Consider the following 19,956-nt stretch of genomic DNA (forward strand, 5'->3'; position numbering starts at 1 on the left):
TTTCAGCGAAACAGCAGCTCATTGACCCGGTCGGTCAGCCGCTCGTGCTCCGCTGCAAATAAGGCGTCGAAGGAACAGTTCTCCTCAACACCGCCGTAAACCAATACAAATCCCCCGCTTAAATTGCGGGTTTCTTCAGAAATTTTCAAGGAACCACCCCTATCCCTTGCCGTTTCTTCCAGCCGTTGGGCAAAGCCCTCCGGTACCCTGCTGCGATCCTCCGGAGAGAGAATCATTTCTCCCTCCTGCGGCAGGACGGCTTTGGCGGCTACCTTCAGAATCACATCGAAATAGGAGTCATCCGGCAGCTCGGACAGGGCCCGACGGGCCTTTCCGATAACGTCACGGATCATTTCCTGCTTGGCCTGCAGCACCTTCTGCCGTTTTTTCAGTTCCGCCGAAGACTGCGCCCGTTTCAGAATTTCCGCGGCAGCCTCTTTGGAGCCCCGGACGATCTCTTCGGCCTGCCGGCCGGACGATTTCCCGGCTTCTTCCTCAATGCCGGCCGCTTCCCGCTCCGCCGCGGAGATGGCCTGCCCGGCGGCGGATTCCGCTTCGTTCAGAATCTCCTGGACGATTTTCTCTAATCCTGTCATTGACAAGTTCTCCTATCAAACATTGATTCCGCCGATCCCGAAAACCGCAAGAATGGAGACCAGCAGCGCAAGAATGGCATATGTCTCTACCATCGCCGGAAAAATCATGGCTTTACCGAACTGGTCCGGGCGTTTGGCAACCAGACCAATGCTGGCGACCGCGGCGCGGGCCTGCCGCAGCGCGGACCAGTAACCCACAACGGCGATAGGCATGCAGGCAAGAAAATAAAGAAGCCCCTTTGTAAGCGATATGTCCGCGTTGCCGCCCAGAACGCCGATTTGGGAAAGAGTAATAAACGCTACCAGAAGGCCGTAAATGCCCTGTGTACCCGGAAGAAGCTGCAGGACAAGGACTTTACCGAATTTACCGGGGTCCTCCGTGACAACACCGGCGGCGGCTTCCCCTGCCAGACCGACACCGCGCGCGGAACCGACACCAGCCATCAAAGCACCCAAAACTGCACCAAGCAGAGCAAAAGCAATCCCCATTTTATCCATTTTTATGATCCTCCCTGAATTTGAAATATTGAGTATTTACAGCGAACGGATGAAACTTCCGGCCTCCGCCGGAATAAAATTTCCCAAAAAACTCCACAAACTGCAGACGGTTGGTATGGACGTAGGCACCAAGCAGATTGATCCCGATATTCATTGTGTGACCCAAAAGGAAGATGATTGCAAATACCACCGCACCGACCGCGTTTCCTCCGACCATGCTTCCCATCTGATTGATGACGGTGGCGATGACTCCGGTGGCAAGGCCGAGCGCAAGCAACCGGGAATAGGACAGTACGTCGCTCAGATAACCCGTAATATTATAAAGGCTGTACAGACCTTTGAGAATACGCTTAAACCAGTTCCGGGACTCCCTTCCGCCGGTCAGGATAATACCGACCGCAGCCGCGACTGCGGTATAAGAGACCGCGCTGCTCAGCGGCGACGGGATCGCGACAGAAACACCCGCGATATCTGCAAACATCTTCTGACCAAGGAGAAGAATCATTAGACTGATCAGAAGTAAGTACCAAAATACGACGTCATAAAGAGCATCTTTGTATTTTCCGGCGCGCGCCAGCTGATAAAAATTCATAGCGAGACCCGTAAACAAATGAACCAGACCAACGACAAAGCAGAACATCAGCATCCGCATCGGCTGGTTCAATGGCGCGAACCACAGCGGCGGAATCGTCAGGCGGGTTCCGAAAAACGTTTTGGAGACCACATCCACCACATCGCCGAAATAGCTGCCGAACATTACACCCCAGAAGACGGTGGAGATCCCGCAGAAGAAGAACATTTTCAGCGTATTCCGCATGCTTTTCTCCATATTTTTGAAGTGCGAAAGACAAATTCCGCAGATAACGGTCAGAAGAGCTCCGTAGGCGGCGTCGGAAAGCATCATGCCGAAAAGCACATAGTAAAAGATGGACATGACCGCCGTAGGGTCGGCCTCACCGGCGCCGGGCAGGCTGTAGCTTTCCACCACCGACTCGACCGGCGCGGCAAAACCGTTGTTGCTCAGCAGAACCGGCACGTCCTCCTCTTCGGAGGGGTCTGTAAAAGCGACTGTAACAGGAAAATTCGCGGCCAGTTTCTCTTCCAGAGCGCCGGTTTCCCGCTTCGGCACATAGCCCTTCAGGCAGAAAGTACGCCGCGATTGATTCAGCCGGCTGATAACTTCATATTTTTCAAGCCGCATGGTATAGTAATCCAGCATGAATTTCAGATCTTCCCGCGCGCCGCCATGGCTCCTGATTTCATCCTGCGCTTTCTTGACTTTTTGCGTCAGCTCTTCAATATTGCCCCGGAGCTTTTTGATCTGTTCTGCGGGCGGTACGGCCGGGACGACGGCGGGCTTCGCAAACCCCAGCTCCCGCAGCCGGTCTTCTACCGAACGCGCGCCGGCACGCAGACAGAGGACCATCACGCACGTCTGCTCCGGAGAACTGCTTACGATTTCCACGGAAACGACATCCGCCCCCGAACCACTGAGCTGTTCCTCCAAAGCCTCCTGCTCCAGCCCGGGCGGCAAACCCCCAACAAAAGCGGTTGTTTTGCCCGTCCCGAAAAAATTCAGCGGCAGATCGAAGCTTTCCCAGGGAGCAAGGGCCTCCATCTGAATTTTCAGCTTCGGAATTTCCGCCTGATTTTCTTCGATTTCCTCCGAAAGGGTATTCAGCCGGTACGCGAGCTGAAGCATGGATTCGCGCTGCTTTGCAAAAGAGTCATAATGTTCAACCGTCGTTACCCGCCTGCCTTCCAGAGCAGAGAGCAGAGATTTTGACTCCGGCGAATAACGGTTCAGAATGCTTAACGCTTCCCGAGAAGCCGAAATTCCCTTTTCCAGTGTCGCCCGGGCCGGAGCGGTATCCATTTTCCGGAAGACATCGTCTTCGTCCGGCCCGTTGCTGACTTCAACGATTCCACGCCGCTGCAGCATTTCCAGTATTTTTTTACGGTCTTTTTTCAGAGCGCACAATTCTATTCGCTGCATGGGCACCACAGCCATAATGCAATCCCTCCTTTTATCAAAATAAAATCAGATCAGCTCCGACAAAACAGTCTGTACCGTCTGTGCCTCCCTCTCCCTGACCGTTTCGCGCAGAGCGGCGATCTCCTGTTCGGCCTGTTCAAGAGCCTGCCGGAACACGTCCGTTTCCTGCCGATGGGCATTCTCCAATTCCTCTTTCGCCTGTTCCCGTGCCCGGGACACAGCTTTTTCGGTCAAAGCCGAAGCCCGTTCTTTCGCAGAGCGGATGACTTCCTCTGCCCGAAGAGCGGTCTGCTGCTCAAGCTCCTGAGACTTACGCTCGGCCTGACGAATGGTTTCTATCGCCTGATTAGCCAATATATCACCCCCAAATTCAGCGTCTTCATTACCTGATATTTTCAGTTTACAAAAAAAAGAAAAAACATATAAAGATTTCATTAAGATTTATAATAAACGAAAACGAACAGTATATCAATGCGGAATACCCGTATTTAAAGGTAAATTAACAAAAAATATTATAATAGTTACCCCTGTAGTGAGCTGCACCCCAAAAGTTTGAATCGGTGTTGACGAGCCCGGTACTTATGTCTCCACTTTTTAGAAAGTCTGTATGGAGGTTTTGGAGAAATTTTTTCCGATTCCCCTGATGGCAGCAAAATGGCGTGAAAAGAAATGAAAGTGAGAAGTTTTGCGATTTACATGTAAATCCCCACCTGCTATACTGAACATGCTCAAGGATTTATCCAAAACCGAATACGGGAATGAAGGCACCTTTTGACGAAGGTGTTTTTTTATTGCCCAGCGGTCAGCTCCACACTTTCCCGCATTCCAACGTAATTTACAAGGCCCATAACGACATCCTTTGTCATGACATGTTTTTCGTCCGCTTTCTCGCCGGCTCGGGCAATGTGAAAGTAGCGGGAGTTTAAGACGGTTCTTGCTCCGGGCAAAATAATCCCTCCATAAAAGAGAGCGCAAATGATTTCTCATCTGCGCTCTAAAAATTAATAATAACTCTTTCTAACCAAATCAGTTAGTTTACTCGTAGCAATTCTTTTGTAGGCATTACTATGACTTATCAATTCAGTACGCCGCTGGATTTTGACAAGGTCGAAAAAATCGCGGTGGGTGATGTGGAGATTCCCGTAAAATAACGCAAATACATTTTGTAATATAACCGAAGGGAAAGGCTTCCGTTTGCTGACCAGACGGAGGCCCTTCTCCATTAGGAAAATCGCCGAGCGTGACGGCGTTTCAATGGAATACGTAAGAAAGCAGATTCAGATTGCCATGCTGAACGGCCTGTGCAGCACCGATCCGAAGGTCAAGGTGTTTTGGGACGCAGTCCCATGCGAAAAAGATATCCCTACGCCTGAAGAACTGATTTTATATATTTCCGAGATGGTAAGACGCAAGAAAATAATCTGAGGATAGCGTTAGCCGCAGCGTTAAGGGAGTGGTCATTACCGCTCCCTCTCTTGCGCTTTAGGGTTCTTCCAGAAAGCTGTCGTTATCAATATGAATCCGCTTGGCGTAGCTGAGCTGTCTGTCCAACCAGGACAAATAATCTGATTTGACCTGCTCGTATGCCTGACGATCCGCCCAGCTTTTTTCCTCTGCCTTATGGGAGCGACTATATAAGAGAAACGAGCAGTTACCCTATCACAATAGGACTTAAGCGGCAAATAAGGCCTGATTTCTTAAACGGTTACGACTGACCGCCGACCCGGATTATCCGCTGACCGTTGACACGCTCCTGCAGACGGTGAGAAATGGAGAGCACTGTCCGGCCCTTGGCGGCGCGCTCCAGCGCGTCAAGTACGCGCTGTTCCGTGTTGCTGTCGAGATTCGCGGTGATCTCATCCAGCAGCAGAATCTCCGGCGAGGCCGCAACGGCCCGCGCAATAGAGAGAAGCTGGAACTGACCCTGCGAAAAGGCGGCTTCAGAAGCGGGCGTATCGTATCCGTCCGGCAGGGCCAAGATGCTCTCGTGCAGTCCCACCAGTCTGGCCGCATTTTCGACCTGCTCCCGGCCGACGGCCAGATCAAACAGTGAAATTTGCTCTGCAACCGTGCCTTCTACCAGACGGAAGGACTGCTCCACATAGCCGAACAGACGGCGCTTTTTTTCGTCCGGAATGGCGGAAGCCCCCGATCCTTTAATAAGCACCCGCCCCTCAAGCGGTCGGTACAGCCCCAACAGCAGGCGGAAGACGGTGCTCTTGCCCGCGCCTGTTCGGCCGACAAACGTAACCGCTTCTCCTTTGCTCACTGTGAAGCTCAGATCTTGCAGCACGTCGCTGTCATCACCATATCCAAAACGTACATGGTCGAAGCAGACAATGGGAGCCGCTTCTGAACTTTTTCCTGTGTTGGAATCGTCCGGCACCTCCCGTTCCGCCTCGGCCAGAAGCTCGTTGATCCGTTTCACTCCGGCCACGGCGGACTGGATGTTCTGAATTTCCATGCCGAGGCTCTCCAGCGGCGCAAACACCTGGCCTACATAGGCGATCACAGCCACCGCAGTGCCCACGCTGATGCCGAAGAACGTGCGGATACCCCCTCCCATGGCGGCGCAGACCATCATCACGGCGATGACGCAGGAGCTGACAAAAATAACGATCGGCGAATAGATGGAATCATAGAGGTTGGACTTGTCGGTTGCGCGGTAGCTCTCGCCGATGTAATCGTCGTAGCGCTGTTCCATGTACTTTTCCCGGAGCAGCACATGGATCATACGGATGTTGCGGATTGTCTCGGGTATATGATTGTTCACCTTGCTTACAGCCACACGGTTTTCAAGCTGCGCCTTCAGCATCCGCTTCTGGAACAGGCGCGTCATGGCAAAGAGCAGCGGCGTAACCAGCAGCATCAGAAAGCCAAGCCCCGTGCTCTTGTAAAAAATCACGATCAGAATGCTGACCACCTTACAACCGTCGGCAAACATACTGACAATTCCGTCCGTAAAAAGAGAGTCCACCGTATCCACATCGTTCACGAAGCGGGAGGCAATTTTACCGGCTTCGTGGGAGGTGAAATAGGCCGCAGGCAAACGGTGGAGTTTGGCGCAGAGCGCACTGCGCAAGCCGTGGGTGACTTTCTGACCAAATACGGTTATCATCACGTTTTGCCCGGATTCCAGCAAGCCGGACAGGGCGATAAACCCCAGATAGGAAAGCGCCAGACTCAGAGCAATTACCCGACCAGCCGTAAGGTCATTGACCACCCGCTCAAGAACAAGCGGCGGAAACAGTGCCGTTACTACGGCCAGCACGATGACAAGTACGGTCAAAACACTTGTCGCCGTGGATGCGGCAACGACTCGGCGCAGCACCGCGCCGAGGCTCTTTTCATGTTTCATGCTCGTCGCCCCCATTCACCTGTTCCAAATAAAGCTCCGCATAATCAGGATTCTCCTGCATGAGTTCCTCATGGGTAGAAAAGACGCCCCTGCCGCCGCATAAAAACAGCACCCGGTCAAATGTGGGGAACTGATACAGCCGGTGGGAGAACAGAATCACGATTTTATTCTCCGCCAGTGTCCGCAGGTTTTTCAGTATGGTTTGCTCCGTACCTTGATCCACAGCGGAAAACGGATCGTCCAGCACAAGAACGCTGCGGGAATTATATAACGTTCTGGCCAACGCCACACGGGCCTGCTGCCCTCCGGACAGACGCACGCCGCCGCTGCCCACCGGCGTATCGGCACCCTGCGGCATCTGTCGCACCTCTTCGTCCAGACACACCGTCCGTAAAAGCGGCTCAATTTCTCCCGGCTCTCCCAACCGGATATTCTCCGCCAGCGTATCGCTGATCAGTTCCGGCTCGTGCCCCATGTAGGAAATCAGTTGACTGCGTTTGCGGTGGCTCAGATTTCTGAGCTCCCGCCCGGCCACACGGATGCTGCCGCAGTAAGGGACTTCGCCGATGAATGCCTTTCCCAGCGTGGATTTTCCGCAGGCCACAGGCCCCGTTACCCCAATGATCTGCCCCGGGCGGGCAGAGAAGAAAACATCCCGCAGTACGGTTTCTCCATCCGGCCAGCCCACAGACACGCCGGAAAGCGTCAACTCGGCTGATCTTGCGGCATCTGGCGGGGATACGGCGTCCAGCCCTATGTATTCCTTCATCAGCGGCTTGATGCGCGTCCAGGACACCTGGGCCTTCTGGACGGCGTTGAAGAGCTTGGCCGCATGAGAGGATTTGAGAGCCATTTTTGTGAAGCATGAGAGGAAGGTGGTGAAGGCGGCGATGTCCCAGCTTTTCCACCCCGTGCCCAGCACGTTCCGCGCACCCAGATACAAAATCAGCACCGCGCCGCACATGGAGATGATGTTGTAGAGCGGCTGCATGGTGTTTTCCCAGAGATTCGCCGCAACAGCGCTTTTTTCATAGTCGCCCAACCGCACCTCGTAAGCGGCGTCCCGGTTTTGCTCGCAGCCGTAGACCCGATAGGTCACGGCGTTGGAGACACGATCCATTGTGGCCCCGTTTAAGCGTCCGGCGCTTTTTTTATAGGCGGCGTTGCTTTGGGCGACCCGTCCCTTCAGGTGTCCGGCGATGAGGTAGGCGAAGGGCGTAAACGCGCAGGAGAGCAGCGCCAGACGCCAATCGTAAGAGAACAGCATGACGGTATACGCCGCCAGCACCACGCCGGTGTCAAAAACCTCGGTGGTGGATTTCCGCATGCCCTCCACGCACGCGTCCACGTCAGCCACAGCTTTTGTCATGACGGAGCCGAGGTTCTCTTTTTCCAGTTCTTCCCGGCTCATGTGGACAAGACTGTTGTAAAGCATGTGGCGCATATTTCGGCTCGTGTCGTTGGCGAAGCGGCGCACGCCGAAGCGTTTGACCGCCCGCATGGCCTGCACGAACAGGATCACGGAGAGATACACCGCCGCCAGCGATACCATGGCGGACACAGTCTTGTAGCCCTTCATAATGTCAAACAGGCACTGCGCAAGCTGCCCCTCGAAATAAGGCCCGGCCACCATTCCCACGTTGTAGAGGATGCCGGAGACCGTGACGAGCGCAAGCGGCCTTGCCTCCAGCCGGAAGTAGGACCAGATGCGGTCCGGATGCGGGACCTTTTCAATCCGCCGACGGCTCATTTTTGCCCGCCCCCTCAAAAAAGCGCTGGGTCAGGTGGGGAAAGCCCGCCCGGCTCTCGGCCCTGGAGCGGTCGTAGAGCGTATTCAAAATACGGCAGAATTCCGCATTGTCCTCCGGGGTGAGCGCTTCTTCCAGCCATTCGTAATACAGCGCCTCCACGGAGGCTTTGGAGTTTTTCAGGCTGTCCGCCTTTTCCGTCGCGTATAGAAGCTGGCTGCGCCCATCCTCCGGGTTGGGTTTGCGGATGAGATAGCCCTTGGCTTCCAGACTTGCCGCGCGGCGCGCGGCCGCGCCCTTGTCCAGTGTGAAAAGCTCCCGCAGCGCCGCCTGCGTGATGCCGGGGTTCTTCCGCACCGCGTGGATAAAATCATACTCCGCCGTACCGACGCCATCTGTTTTCAGCATCCGCACGGTAAATTTGCTTACTTCGCGCGCAATTTTTGTAATCTGCCGCCTTGTACTGTCCATTCTTCACACTTCCCGCCCAAAAATAGATGTAGTATCAAATAAATATATGATACTACATCTATTTTTTCATGTCAATGGATTGCTACGATAAAAACAGAGTCGCGAAACGCCCAGAAATGAGATAAAAGCACGATCTACTTCAAGTACGTCGGGAATGTGCACATCGTATTATGAATTGCCGGGATATCTTGATTATGGAACCGGAAATGCGATACAATACTAAAATAGATTGGAGGCGGATATTATGAAATCAAAAGCAAAAAAAAGCGTAAAATACTCTCTCGCAACCCATGCGGCGGAAAAGATGACGCCGAGCCGCAAGGCTGTCCGCCTCTGCGAGAAGATTGCCGATGGCCGCATTTCCGGGGACAGCGTCGTGGAGCAGATCAAACGCAGCTATGGCATCGGAAGGCGTCCCAATGCCTGACGGCTTTAGGAAATACGACGTACACGCGGTGGCGGGTTCCGCCTACTGCTATAAGGACTCAAATGTCCTTCTGGGCATTCGTGACGGAGCGATCCTGCGGCGCATTGAGGCTGACATTGTGTTTATTTTACCATCAGAATCGTAAATTCATATTATTGAGTTTGATTGTCGTATAATGCATCATGTAATTGCTTGAGTACAATTTCATCATCCCCATCACAAGATAAGTGTGAAATATCTTCAATATTAAACATAGATACGCCATCATTTTCCCCGTACTCATCAAGCATCAATATGATACAGTATTTATCGTTAATCTGTTGAACAAATCCAGTTGCATCATTGTTGCCACTATTAATTAGTTCAACTGTAACAACTTTTTTTGTTTCATGAGCATACGTTAATAAAGTTAAAAACCCACTTCCCTGAACTCGGCATAACTGATCATGTTTTGTTTTGTTAATTTTTCCTAATATTTTTATTTTTTTAACGTATTTTGAATCTGTTTCAATTTTATAAATATTTGAGATTTGTTTCACAACATACCCATCATATTTACCATTTGGAAGATAGTGGCTTATTATAACTTCATTATCAAATATTTCAGATATTACCCCTGCCGAAAAATTTTGTGTCTGTTCTGCATTCGTATAGATAAGCACAATCTCTTTATCTCTATTCAAAACTGCTAAACATGTCAATAAATTATCATCTTGGATTTCTTTTGTTTGGATTTGGTTTTCTTCTTGCATCGCCTTTTTCTCCTCCCTTATCTCGATTTTTACGTGTTTGACCTTTCTCATGCTTAGGTTAAAAGGGTAATCCCATAGCCTGCCTTTTGGGACGACTGTGGGAGAAAACAAATACTATATTTTTCGTTTGATTCTGACATCAAACACATGATCTTCCCAAACAGATTCACCCTGAAATTCAGTAACAGTATACTTAGACAAATATCCTTCATCATCATGTTGGAAATGGTATTGTTGATGTTGAAGCAGTGGCATATCGGGGTTATATATATAGAAATCACTGCTTCTAATCCCTAAGCTGCCATAAGTAAAGGCTTCATGATGCAAATTAAATATTCTGCTTCCAGCAGCAAAAGAGGCCTGTGAAAGAAACATTATCTTATTGCCTTCATATATTTCTTCACATATTTGTGTTATTAAAAAATCAGGAGAAAAAGTAATTCCCAAAGCGATATTCTGATAATATTCTATAACTTCGGTTGTTGATATGGAATCGTCGGTCTTATTTTTAACAAGAATCAGCCTGTCTAATCTATCAAATCCATAACTAAAAACAACCTTACTCCTTGTGGTTAACCGCTTCAGCAATTTTCCTCTATTACAATTTCCTATAACGATGTCAATAATAGGGCTGGGAGAATAATATCCTCTATGGAGCACTTCTCCCTTAACACCATATTCTTCTCTAACAACCTTTTCTTCAGCTAGATTGCATAAACAAGATGCCTTATTTTTATATTCTTCTGCAATTTTAGTAAAGCGTTGACATTCCCTTTGGAATGGCTCGCAAATTTTAATGTTTTCTGATGACTTCAGATACTTCCCAAGACTATTCATATCGCTTACAAAATCAAATTTATTAGTCAATGTCTTCCTCCCTTAATATGGAGATACAGCATCTAAAGATAGCACGATCTAATAGTTGTTAACGCTCCATATACATTGGTTCTTTGTCGAGCAATGTTACCATTTGCCGCATTATAAGCACTAATCACTACGCTATTAGCCCATCCATAATAAGTATTTGTATGAATTCTGCGATGAAGTCCAGTTTTTATAAGCAGTTTGTTGGCCGAATCTTCTACCCCTCTGGGTAAAACTTCTCGCAGTATTCTGGCAGCATAGGCAGCATTTGGTGCAGCCTTCGCAACTAGATGATGCACTTCATAATTGTTCCTGTATTTAGGTCTTATTTTTGTCCGCGCAAAACTATCGCTTATACTTTTTGCTATGGAATTTGCCTGCGATGAAGCCCAACTAATTGTCCCGCTCATCGACTCACCCATAGCACCCAAACCTCTGCTTATTCCCCCAGAAATCGCTGTACACATCTGGTTCCATGAGTTTTGGAATTGAGGAGTAGAAACTACTGCAGCAGTCCATAATGTTATGACCGCCGTGACCAAGAAATAAACGCCAATACATGTCAGGGTTATAGGCTCTCTGCCATCATAATCGGCCATATTGATAGGGTTATTGAAGCAGAGAAATCGATCTTACATTGAAAAGTCTGTTCATGCCAACCGGAAAGTTAACCCTCCGCCCGTTTGCAGAGTTGGAATGGAAGTTTCATTTAAAGCTGAATTATAATACGTTTACGAAAAAAGTCGAGATGGATAAAGTAACACATTTCAAAGATAATTATTGCACCATACAGACGGTTGAAATTTCGTCTCTTTCTGTAAATATCGTTTATAGCAATCTAAAACCATAATACCGGTCCGATTCCCGAGACCCCCAATTTGATGATCCTGTTCAAGGACGGTACGCAAAAGAACATTCTCCCAGGCCCCGGAACCGGAAAAAAGAAAAGTCTACTATAACTTATCAATTCAGTACGCCGCTGGATTTTGACAAGGTCGAAAAAATCGCTGTGGGTGATGTGGAGATTCCCGTAAAATAACGCAAATACATTTTGTAATATAACCGAAGGGAAAGGCTTCCGTTTGCTGACCAGACGGAGGCCTTTCTATCGTCTGCACGGAATCCATCGCTGTTCTTCCGATAAAAATATAAGATTTTCGTAAGAAATTTGTCAAAATTTCTTAAAACAAAAAACAGTTTCATCTGATATAATAAATCAATTGGCTAGGAACCTATCCCCGCTCAAGTCCTGCGGAAGCATCCCCGGGAATGCAATTGATTATGTCTTTACGGAAATATGCTTAAGAAGGGAAGTTGCAATTTGGACAACCGGAACAGAAAAGAATATCAATATAAGAGGCCGCGAAGGAAGTATCCTTTCCTGCTGCTGATTCTTCTGGCAGCGGCGGCCCTGCTGGTACATTTCAGGGTGATCCCGCTGGAGCGGGATGCTTTTTCAGACAAGTCCGCATCACAGTACTCCCCTTGCGCCGGGCTGGAAGCAGGAACCATTTCTGAAGAGACGGCGGAGACGCTGCAGGCCATGGCGGCACAGAACCCAAAGGCCGGACCAATCCTGCAAAATCCGGGGCATTACCCCGAAAGGCTTCTTGAATCGCTGGCCCGAAACCCGGAGCTTCTCGATTTCACATTGGATTATCCGGAGAAAAAAGGCACTTCGGCCAAGAACATCGACCTTTCCAAAAAGGACCGGCGGGGCCGGATTCCGCTTCTGATGCAGTGGGACGAAGATTGGGGGTACGCTCCCTACGGGGACGGAATCATTGCGCTGGACGGGTGCGGACCCACCTGCCTTTCCATGGTTGCCGTCGGACTGACGGGAAATTCCGCCTTAAACCCCAAAGCGGTCGCCGAATTCAGCGAGAACAACGGATATCTGGATGCAACCGGCAGCACGCTTTGGACGCTGATGTCCAAGGGAGCGAAGGATTTGGGCCTTTCCTCCCGGGAAATCCCTCTGAATGAAAGCCTCATGGCCCAAGAGCTTGCGCAGGGGCACCCGATCATCTGCAGCCTGCGCCCGGGCGACTTCACAACGGTGGGACACTTTATTGTTTTATACGGATATGAAAACGGGAATTTTCTGGTGAACGACCCGAACAGCAAAAACCGCAGCGAGCAGGCGTGGAGCTACGGGACATTAAAGCCCCAGATCCGGAATCTCTGGGCATTCTCCGCATAAAGGATGGCCCCCGGTAAACCGGGGGCCATCCTTTATTGGTATCCGATCATCTAAGGACATACCGTTCTTTTGCCGTTCTTTTGCCGTTCTTTTGCCGGTCTTTTATGCTGATTAAAATCCATCTGGAAAGGTGTCTGGAAATTTCGTCAGCCTTTTTATTCAAGTACAAGCATGCCTATTTGATTGGATAGACATAGGGATAAGTTTATTGTTCTTTATTGTTGACAATCGTTCTATATTAATGTATATTGAAATTAAGAAATGTACTATTTTTCTTCTAAGGAGGAATCATGATGGACAGAGTGGATTTGCTCAAGAAAAAAATGCTTTCGCAAAAAAGATATGTTTCGATAGAACAGGCGGAAATCACTACCGAAATATATCGGAAATACGAAAACGAACCCGTTATTGTGAAACGGGCGTTAGCCTTAAAAGCTGCGATGGAAAGACTCGAAATCGGCGTAGAAAACGAGGAGCTTATTGTGGGCAACCGTACGCGCGGTGTACGCTATGGCGTCGTATCCCCGGAGGGCGGAAGTTCTTGGATTTCTAAAGAGTTCCGGACTCTTCCGTCCCGCCCGCAGGATAAGTTTGACGTGAATGAAGCGGATATCGCAGTATACGAAAACGAGATCGCCCCCTACTGGAAGGGCAGGTCCCTGGAAGACGTCGTCCATGCGCGTTATGGCGACGAGATATCTGCAATTTCGAAGGTTGTCAAAATCAATCAGACGGATCATGCGCAAGGGCATATCTGTCCAGACAGCAGAAAATGGCTTACTATGGGTCCCGCGGAGCTCCGGAAAGAAGCTCTCCAGAGAGAGAAGACGGCGGAGGGCACAAAAAAGGCTTTTTACAGAGCTGTTTCCATTGTAATGTCGGGTGCGGTCCGTTTTATCAGACGTTATGCCGAGCTGATGCGGGAAAAGGTAAAAACGGAGACCTGCGCAGATATTAGGGCTGATATGCTTCTGGTGGCGCGGAATTGCGAAAACATCGCCAAACGTCCACCCTCAACGTTTCATGAAGCAGTGCAGTCCGAATGGTTCCTGTTTGTTCTCCTGCATATGGAGAGCAACGCTTCTTCCTTTTCTCCCGGAAGAATGGATCAGCTTTTCTATCCTTATTATAAAAGGGACCTGGAACATGGCATTCTGACGGAAAGCAAGGCACAGGAGATCCTGAATTGCCTGTTTCTCAAATTCAATGAGATCGTATATCTGAGGAACTCCGGCAGCGCCAAATATTTTGCCGGTTTTCCTATCGGCTTCAATATTGTCATCGGAGGCCAGAACCAGGACGGCAGCGACAGCACTAATGAGCTTTCCTGGCTCTTTCTCGCCGCGCAGCGCAGGCTTGGTCTGCCCCAGCCTAATCTTTCAGTACGCCTTCATGAAGGTACACCCGAAGATTTACTGTTGGCGGCGGTGGATGTCGTCTCACGCGGCAGCGGCATGCCTCAGTTTTTCAACGATAACGCGGTTATTCCTGCTCTTACCCGATTGGGCATTTCGAAAGAGGATGCGCTAAATTATGCCGTTGTCGGCTGCGTGGAGCTGACAACGCAGGGAAACAACCTCGGCTGGAGCGACGCCGCCATGTTTAACCTGAATAAGGCGCTGGAACTTACGATGAATCACGGCCTCTGCCTGCTGACGGGCAAGCGGCTCGGTCCGGATTTTGGCGGTCTGGATACTTTCCAAAGCTATGAGGAACTGGAAGAAGCGTTCAAAAAGACCATTTTGTATTTCCTTGACCGTATGGTAAAGGCCTGCGAAGTCGTGGAGCAGGCGCATATAGACCTTCTTCCGTCACCTTTCCTCTCGTCCGTTATTGACGACTGCATGGAACGTGGAATGGATGTGACTGCCGGTGGTGCGGTTTACAATTTATCAGGTATTCAGATGATCCAATTGGCTAATGTAGCGGATTCTCTGGCCGCTTTGAAAGAGTTCGTATATGATGAAAAGCGCGTCGATACGAAGAGGCTGCTTGCGGCCCTGCGAAACAATTACGAGGGAGAGGAGCCACTCCGCGTTTTTATGCTCAATCGGGCGCCGAAGTATGGCAATGACGTGCCTTGGGTGGATGAAATCGGCGCCAAATGGGCCGGATTTTTCCGAAGAAATCTGGAACAGTACACCAATTACCGCGGTGGCCGCTACCATACGGGCATGTACACCGTTTCCGCACATGTTCCCATGGGGGAAAATGTGGGAGCAACTCCGGATGGCCGCAGAGCGCGGGAACCTTTGGCGGACGGCGGCATGTCACCGGTGTATGGCAGAGATGTGAACGGCCCGACGGCGGTACTGAAATCCGTTTCTCGCTTACCCAGTGAGTTCGCCAGCAACGGAGGACTACTCAACATGAAATTTCTTCCGGAATTCTTCGAAACCGAACCCGGCCGTAAAAAATTCGCACAGATGTTACGCACTTTTGTGGATTTGAAGATTCCTCACGTCCAGTTCAATGTACTGCGCCGGGAGGATCTGCTTAACGCCCAGAAAGAGCCCGAAAAATATCGCGGCCTGACGGTGCGCGTGGCGGGTTACACCGCTTATTTTACCGAGCTGGCGGATAAATTGCAGAATGAAATCATCGCCAGAACTTCTTATGGTGATATTTAAAGGAGAAGAATAAATTTGGTGGAACAGAAAGGCCGTATTTTTGACATTCGTAGATTTTCGGTGCATGACGGCGACGGCATCCGAACAACGGTGTTTTTCAAAGGGTGCCCATTACGTTGCCGATGGTGCCAGAACCCCGAGGGTATCAGTCCCGATGCACATCTTTTTTATTTCAAAAACAAATGCATCGGATGCCTCACCTGTGTATCAGCTTGTCCGGAGCATGCTATTTCCCCGGTTGATGAAGGAGGAATCAAGATCGACCGAACTCGTTGTACCCTCTGTATGCGTTGCACGGATGTGTGCCCTGCCCGAGCTCTTGCGCCAGACAGTGAGCTGGTTACGGTTCGGGAGGTTGTGGAACGCGTAAAAGCGGATCTCCCGTTTTTTCGCTATGGCGGTGGAGTGACTATTTCCGGCGGAGAGCCTTTTTCCCAATTTCAATTCTTACAGGCGCTGTTGCAGGCACTGAAAAAAGAAGAAATCCATACGACTATTGAGACCTCTCTGTTCACAGCGCCTTCCCGATTACAGGCGGTGCTGCCATACCTGGACATGGTGTTTGCCGATGTGAAGGTCCTGAATAGAGAAGCGCATAGGAAAGCAACCGGCGTAGACAATAATGGAATCCTTGAAAACATAAGAACCCTGTTGACACAGGCCGGACCGGAGAGGATCATCCGCACCCCGCTGATTCCAGCATTCACCGCGACGGAACAAAACATAGAGGATATTGCCCGTTTTATCAGCGGTATCGACCCGGAGGTACGCTACGAATTGCTCAATTACAATCCACTCGCCAGAGGAAAGTACGATCTGGTAGAACAGAAATTCTGCTTTGCAGAGAATCCCAGGCCTTACACAAAAGCGCAAATGGAACGTTTTTATGAAGCTGCCCGCAGAGGAGGCGTGAAGAACCTCGTAGTTGATTCCGTGAAGGCCCAACATCCATTCTGATGCTTTTAAAGGCATCCCCTCCCTTAGAAGAAAATCTGCACAAGCATGGTCTGTAGTGGCCGGGAGGGAGAAAAATCAACTCCCCAAAAATAAAAATGTGATGGCCGGCGGATCAACTCCATCGTCCATCACATTTTTACTATCAGGGGAACCAAAAAGTCGAAAACGCCTTAATTCTTATTCACTGATAGTTTCCATGGTTTGTCCCGACCCATGGATAGCTTCAAAATCTTTCGCGAATTCCTCTACTGCGCTGTCGATGCTTGCCATGCCAAGTCCGCTTTTGATGATATCAACACCTACCGTGACACTTTGAGCACCGCTGGCATAAGCGGCGGTAACTTGGCCGACATTCTTAAAACTGGCCGCTAAAATCTTGGCTTCGCTGCCACTGCCGTCAATGAAGCTACGGATTTCCCGAATGACGGCATTGGGGTCTGTGCAGTTGTTTTCCATGCGATTGTAATAGACGGCGATGTATTTCGCACCGGACAGTGCAGCCATAATCCCCTGTAATGTCGAATAAATGGCTGTGGCGGTAATATTGATATTTTGGTCTGCCAGCTGCTTAATAGCGGGCAAGCCTGCGGCGCTGACTGGAATTTTGATATATACATCACGCCCCAGTCTGTCAAGAATACGGTGTGCTTCTTCCACAATCGCCTCTGTAGTATTTGACACAACCTGTACGTGCAGGCTTCGGTCAGCACCACACAATTTCTTGATTTTGGCAAGCTGTGAATAAACATCAATATTGCCCTCTTTTTTCAGAATGCTGGGATTCGAGGTTACCCCTGCCACGGGCCACTTGATAAGGTATTCGGTGAGGTCGGTGAGGTTTGCAGTGTCCAGTAATAATTCATACATAATTGATTCCTCCTTATCTCCAAAACGGAGATTCATTCATCGTCGTTATAAGGTTTGTTCCGTGCGCTCAATGATATCGTCCTGCGTCTGACGAGAAAGCACGTTAAAGAAGGCGCTGTAGCCAGCCACGCGCACAATAAGATCGCGATGCTTTTCGGGATGAGCCTGCGCATCCAGCAGCGTCTCCCGGCTTACCACATTTAACTGGACATGATAGCCGTGCAGGCGATTGAAGAAGGTACGGAGCAAAGATACCAGTTTATCCCTGTTTTCCTCTTTCTCCAGCATCTGTGGCGTGACCTTTTGGTTCAGCAGCACACCTCCGGTGATTTCCTCGGTGGGAAGCTTCGCCACGCTCTTAAATACTGCCGTCGGGCCATTCTTATCCATGGCATGGCTGGGGCTGCAGCCTTCTGCCAGCGGCTCACCCGCTTTACGGCCATCGGGTGTTGCCAGCGTTCCTGCGCCTTGTGGAACATTGGCAGAGATGGAACTGGTGCCAGCGTAATAGATCCCTCCGATTGGGCCGCGTCCATAGCGAGTGTTATGGTACTTCTTCATCTCGTCGATGTAGATGTTGTAGGCATCCACCACAAGCTGATCCACATAATCGTTGTCATTGCCGTACTTGGGTGCATCCTGTAAAAGCGCCCGGATGCGTTCGTTTTCAAGTCCCACGAAATTCGCCTGCAATCCGCTCCACAGTTGAGCGGGAGTGACAGACCTATCTTCAAACACGACTTTCTTGATGGCCGCCAAGCTGTCTGCCAGGTTTGCGATACCCACCTGCAAGTCGCTGATAAAGTCGTATACTGCACCGCCTTCTTTCATGTTCAGGCCGCGCTCGATACAATCGTCAGTCAAGGCGCTGCACAGGATGTCCGCCGTATCCTGTTCGAGCACCATATCACAGGTCGCATCAATGATGGTGCACTGACGGCACATCTCGCGAATGACTTTGTCCCAACAAGCCAGCACTTCGTCAAACGATTTCATGTCACGGAAATGGCCGATACCTTCACATAGCTTTGTAGCGGAAGCCGGGTCCACGCCGTCGTTCATAGCAATGAGCAGGGCCTTGGGAAAGTTAAGAAAACTCATCCCTGTGCAGCGATAACCCCATTTCCCAGGCACCGCTGTTTCCACGCAGCCAATAGCGCTGTAATTATAGGCATCCTCCGGCTTTACCCCGTTGGCAATAAAACTGGGGATAATCACTTCATCGTCGTTGAAGGCCGGCATGCCAAAACCGCAGCGAACAACTTCCACGCACTCATGCATAAATTTATCCGATAATCCATGATGGTAACGCACCGTCAGGTTCGGCTGAGTCAGATGACATTGCGCTACACTTTTCAGAATTAGCCAGGACATGGGATTAGTGGCGTCTTTCCCATCCGGCGTCTGACCAGCGACTGTGACGTTCTGATAGAGCGGAGAGCCTGCGCTGAACTGCGTATGGCTCCAAGAGCGGATCTTGTTGATGGTGTAGGTTTTAAGCCACAGATTACACATCAGCTCATCGGCGGCCGCCTCGGTGATTTTGCCAGCTTTGAGGTCAGCCTCATAATAGGGGTTCAGATACTGGTCCATTCGGCCGTAGGAAAGGCTGTGGCCGTTAGATTCGATCTGCAGAATGAGATGCACCAGCCATAGGCTTTGTACCGCCTCGCGGAAGCTTTCAGCAGGTTCATATGGCACTTTATTCAGGATCCGGCTCATTTCCAACAGTTCCGCCTTACGCGCGGTGTCCGGCTCCTTATTTGCCAAAGTTTCGGAAAGGTCAGCATAGCGTTTGGCAAAATCGCGAACTGCATCTACGACGATCAGAATAGCACGGTAGAAATAGCTTTTATGGATATTCCGGTAGTCAGTCAGATCCAGCGCGTCCAGCTTTTCCTTTGTCCGGCGCGCACAGTCCTTTAACCCGACCTTCATCATCTGACCGTAATTGACCGCGCAGTGAGCATCGCCGGAAGTAATATTGCCCTCCGATTTAATAATGCCAAGATCATAGTAGAGCTTGCTGTGAGGCGGAAATGCGGCGAGGCCCCTGTCCAGCAGGGTGTTATGCTCCCAGAACGGAGCAATATCGCGCAGCTTCTGTTTGTTTTCCTCCGTGATATAGAAAACGTCGCCATCCCGATGCTCAAACTGGTCCAGCTCGTCAATGACCCACTTCATTGCATATTCGGGAAAAATGGGGGCGCTGCGATTAGAGGAAGCCTGGTTACCGGCGATCAGCGTTTGCGGCTCGATAAAAATACTCATGCCAGCGAGTACATTTTTCAACATCAAGGCACGTTTGATGGCCAGCGGCTGATCCTGATTCTCTTTGTACGTTTTCGTGGTGATCAGCGCGCGTTCCACGCAGATCCGGGGTTTTGCGTTGAGTAGTCCCTCGCGGAAATCATCCATGCGGGGTGTCAGTTCTCCAAAATAGCTCATAAATAGGCTCCTTTCAGTAGATGCAAATCATCGCCAAAGCAAAAGTTTATTTGCACCGATGCCCGCGGGTTTTCATTAAAGGGCAAAGTAGCTTTTGCACGCCCACATCGATGCCATAGAACAAAAATTGCTCGTCTTATG

General features: G+C 50.1%; 19 protein-coding genes. 6 read left to right on the plus strand and 13 right to left on the minus strand.

Annotated elements, in window-relative coordinates:
* Positions 1-2 precede the first annotated feature (2 nt).
* The 5 genes from ACRQV7_RS12140 to ACRQV7_RS12160 form a co-directional block, all read right to left on the minus strand.
* Positions 3-596: a V-type ATP synthase subunit E gene (locus tag ACRQV7_RS12140; protein WP_444658336.1), complete on the minus strand. Its 594-nt coding sequence runs from the start codon at positions 594-596 to the stop codon at positions 3-5.
* 15 nt (positions 597-611) lie between these two features.
* Positions 612-1,094: a V-type ATP synthase subunit K gene (locus ACRQV7_RS12145; RefSeq protein ID WP_038325591.1), complete on the minus strand. Its 483-nt coding sequence runs from the start codon at positions 1,092-1,094 to the stop codon at positions 612-614.
* Entirely contained in the window at positions 1,087-3,105 is a 2,019-nt protein-coding gene (locus ACRQV7_RS12150; protein WP_444658337.1) for a V-type ATP synthase subunit I, read from the minus strand. The genes ACRQV7_RS12145 and ACRQV7_RS12150 overlap by 8 nt, the downstream gene beginning before the upstream one ends.
* Before the next feature lie 30 nt (positions 3,106-3,135).
* A complete protein-coding gene (locus ACRQV7_RS12155; RefSeq protein WP_275715338.1) occupies positions 3,136-3,444 on the minus strand; it encodes a hypothetical protein in 309 nt (102 codons plus the stop codon).
* 434 nt (positions 3,445-3,878) lie between these two features.
* A complete protein-coding gene (locus ACRQV7_RS12160; RefSeq protein WP_444658338.1) occupies positions 3,879-4,037 on the minus strand; it encodes a hypothetical protein in 159 nt (52 codons plus the stop codon).
* Between the two features lie 307 nt (positions 4,038-4,344).
* Here ACRQV7_RS12160 and ACRQV7_RS12165 point away from each other — a divergent pair, with 307 nt between their 5' ends.
* Entirely contained in the window at positions 4,345-4,515 is a 171-nt protein-coding gene (locus ACRQV7_RS12165; RefSeq protein ID WP_444658339.1) for a hypothetical protein, read from the plus strand.
* Between the two features lie 280 nt (positions 4,516-4,795).
* Here the strand turns inward: ACRQV7_RS12165 and ACRQV7_RS12170 are convergent, their stop codons facing one another.
* From ACRQV7_RS12170 to ACRQV7_RS12180, 3 genes are read right to left on the minus strand one after another with little or no spacing between them, the layout of a single operon-like run.
* Positions 4,796-6,448, minus strand: coding sequence for an ABC transporter ATP-binding protein (locus ACRQV7_RS12170; RefSeq protein WP_444658340.1), 1,653 nt, complete (start codon positions 6,446-6,448; stop codon positions 4,796-4,798).
* Positions 6,438-8,198 carry an ABC transporter ATP-binding protein gene (locus tag ACRQV7_RS12175; protein ID WP_444658341.1) on the minus strand — a complete coding sequence of 587 codons (1,761 nt, stop codon included), beginning with the start codon at positions 8,196-8,198 and terminating at the stop codon, positions 6,438-6,440. Before ACRQV7_RS12175 ends, ACRQV7_RS12170 begins: the two co-directional genes overlap by 11 nt.
* A complete protein-coding gene (locus ACRQV7_RS12180) occupies positions 8,179-8,667 on the minus strand; it encodes a MarR family winged helix-turn-helix transcriptional regulator (protein ID WP_444658342.1) in 489 nt (162 codons plus the stop codon). The genes ACRQV7_RS12175 and ACRQV7_RS12180 overlap by 20 nt, the downstream gene beginning before the upstream one ends.
* A 244-nt stretch (positions 8,668-8,911) precedes the next feature.
* On the opposite strand from ACRQV7_RS12180, the gene ACRQV7_RS12185 reads away from it, so the two are divergent.
* The gene (locus tag ACRQV7_RS12185; protein WP_444658343.1) at positions 8,912-9,094 is read left to right on the plus strand and encodes a hypothetical protein; all 183 of its coding nucleotides are present in this window, start codon (positions 8,912-8,914) and stop codon (positions 9,092-9,094) included.
* Positions 9,087-9,239: a hypothetical protein gene (locus tag ACRQV7_RS12190; protein ID WP_444658344.1), complete on the plus strand. Its 153-nt coding sequence runs from the start codon at positions 9,087-9,089 to the stop codon at positions 9,237-9,239. Before ACRQV7_RS12185 ends, ACRQV7_RS12190 begins: the two co-directional genes overlap by 8 nt.
* Positions 9,240-9,246: 7 nt before the next feature.
* Here ACRQV7_RS12190 and ACRQV7_RS12195 read toward each other — a convergent pair whose 3' ends face one another.
* The 3 genes from ACRQV7_RS12195 to ACRQV7_RS12205 form a co-directional block, all read right to left on the minus strand.
* The gene (locus tag ACRQV7_RS12195; RefSeq protein ID WP_444658345.1) at positions 9,247-9,846 is read right to left on the minus strand and encodes a hypothetical protein; all 600 of its coding nucleotides are present in this window, start codon (positions 9,844-9,846) and stop codon (positions 9,247-9,249) included.
* A 114-nt stretch (positions 9,847-9,960) separates the two neighbouring features.
* A complete protein-coding gene (locus tag ACRQV7_RS12200; protein WP_444658346.1) occupies positions 9,961-10,713 on the minus strand; it encodes a hypothetical protein in 753 nt (250 codons plus the stop codon).
* Between the two features lie 32 nt (positions 10,714-10,745).
* Positions 10,746-11,132: an AHH domain-containing protein gene (locus tag ACRQV7_RS12205; RefSeq protein WP_444658347.1), complete on the minus strand. Its 387-nt coding sequence runs from the start codon at positions 11,130-11,132 to the stop codon at positions 10,746-10,748.
* An 899-nt stretch (positions 11,133-12,031) separates the two neighbouring features.
* On the opposite strand from ACRQV7_RS12205, the gene ACRQV7_RS12210 reads away from it, so the two are divergent.
* The 3 genes from ACRQV7_RS12210 (at position 12,032) to ACRQV7_RS12220 (ending at position 16,500) form a co-directional block, all read left to right on the plus strand.
* The gene (locus ACRQV7_RS12210) at positions 12,032-12,913 is read left to right on the plus strand and encodes a C39 family peptidase (RefSeq protein ID WP_444658348.1); all 882 of its coding nucleotides are present in this window, start codon (positions 12,032-12,034) and stop codon (positions 12,911-12,913) included.
* Between the two features lie 290 nt (positions 12,914-13,203).
* Positions 13,204-15,543 (plus strand): glycyl radical protein, encoded by a 2,340-nt coding sequence (locus tag ACRQV7_RS12215; protein WP_444658349.1) that lies wholly within the window; start codon positions 13,204-13,206, stop codon positions 15,541-15,543.
* A gap of 18 nt (positions 15,544-15,561) precedes the next feature.
* A complete protein-coding gene (locus ACRQV7_RS12220; RefSeq protein WP_444660275.1) occupies positions 15,562-16,500 on the plus strand; it encodes a glycyl-radical enzyme activating protein in 939 nt (312 codons plus the stop codon).
* A gap of 177 nt (positions 16,501-16,677) precedes the next feature.
* Here the strand turns inward: ACRQV7_RS12220 and ACRQV7_RS12225 are convergent, their stop codons facing one another.
* Complete coding sequence (locus ACRQV7_RS12225) at positions 16,678-17,367, minus strand: fructose-6-phosphate aldolase (protein ID WP_444658350.1); 690 nt, start codon at positions 17,365-17,367, stop codon at positions 16,678-16,680.
* Positions 17,368-17,412: 45 nt separating this feature from the next.
* Positions 17,413-19,815, minus strand: a complete 2,403-nt coding sequence (locus ACRQV7_RS12230; protein ID WP_444658351.1) for a glycyl radical protein — start codon at positions 19,813-19,815, stop codon at positions 17,413-17,415.
* Between the last annotated feature and the right edge of the window lie 141 nt (positions 19,816-19,956).

Source organism: Caproiciproducens lactatisolvens (genome assembly GCF_052443335.1).
Taxonomy (GTDB): Bacteria; Bacillota; Clostridia; order Oscillospirales; family Acutalibacteraceae; genus Caproiciproducens.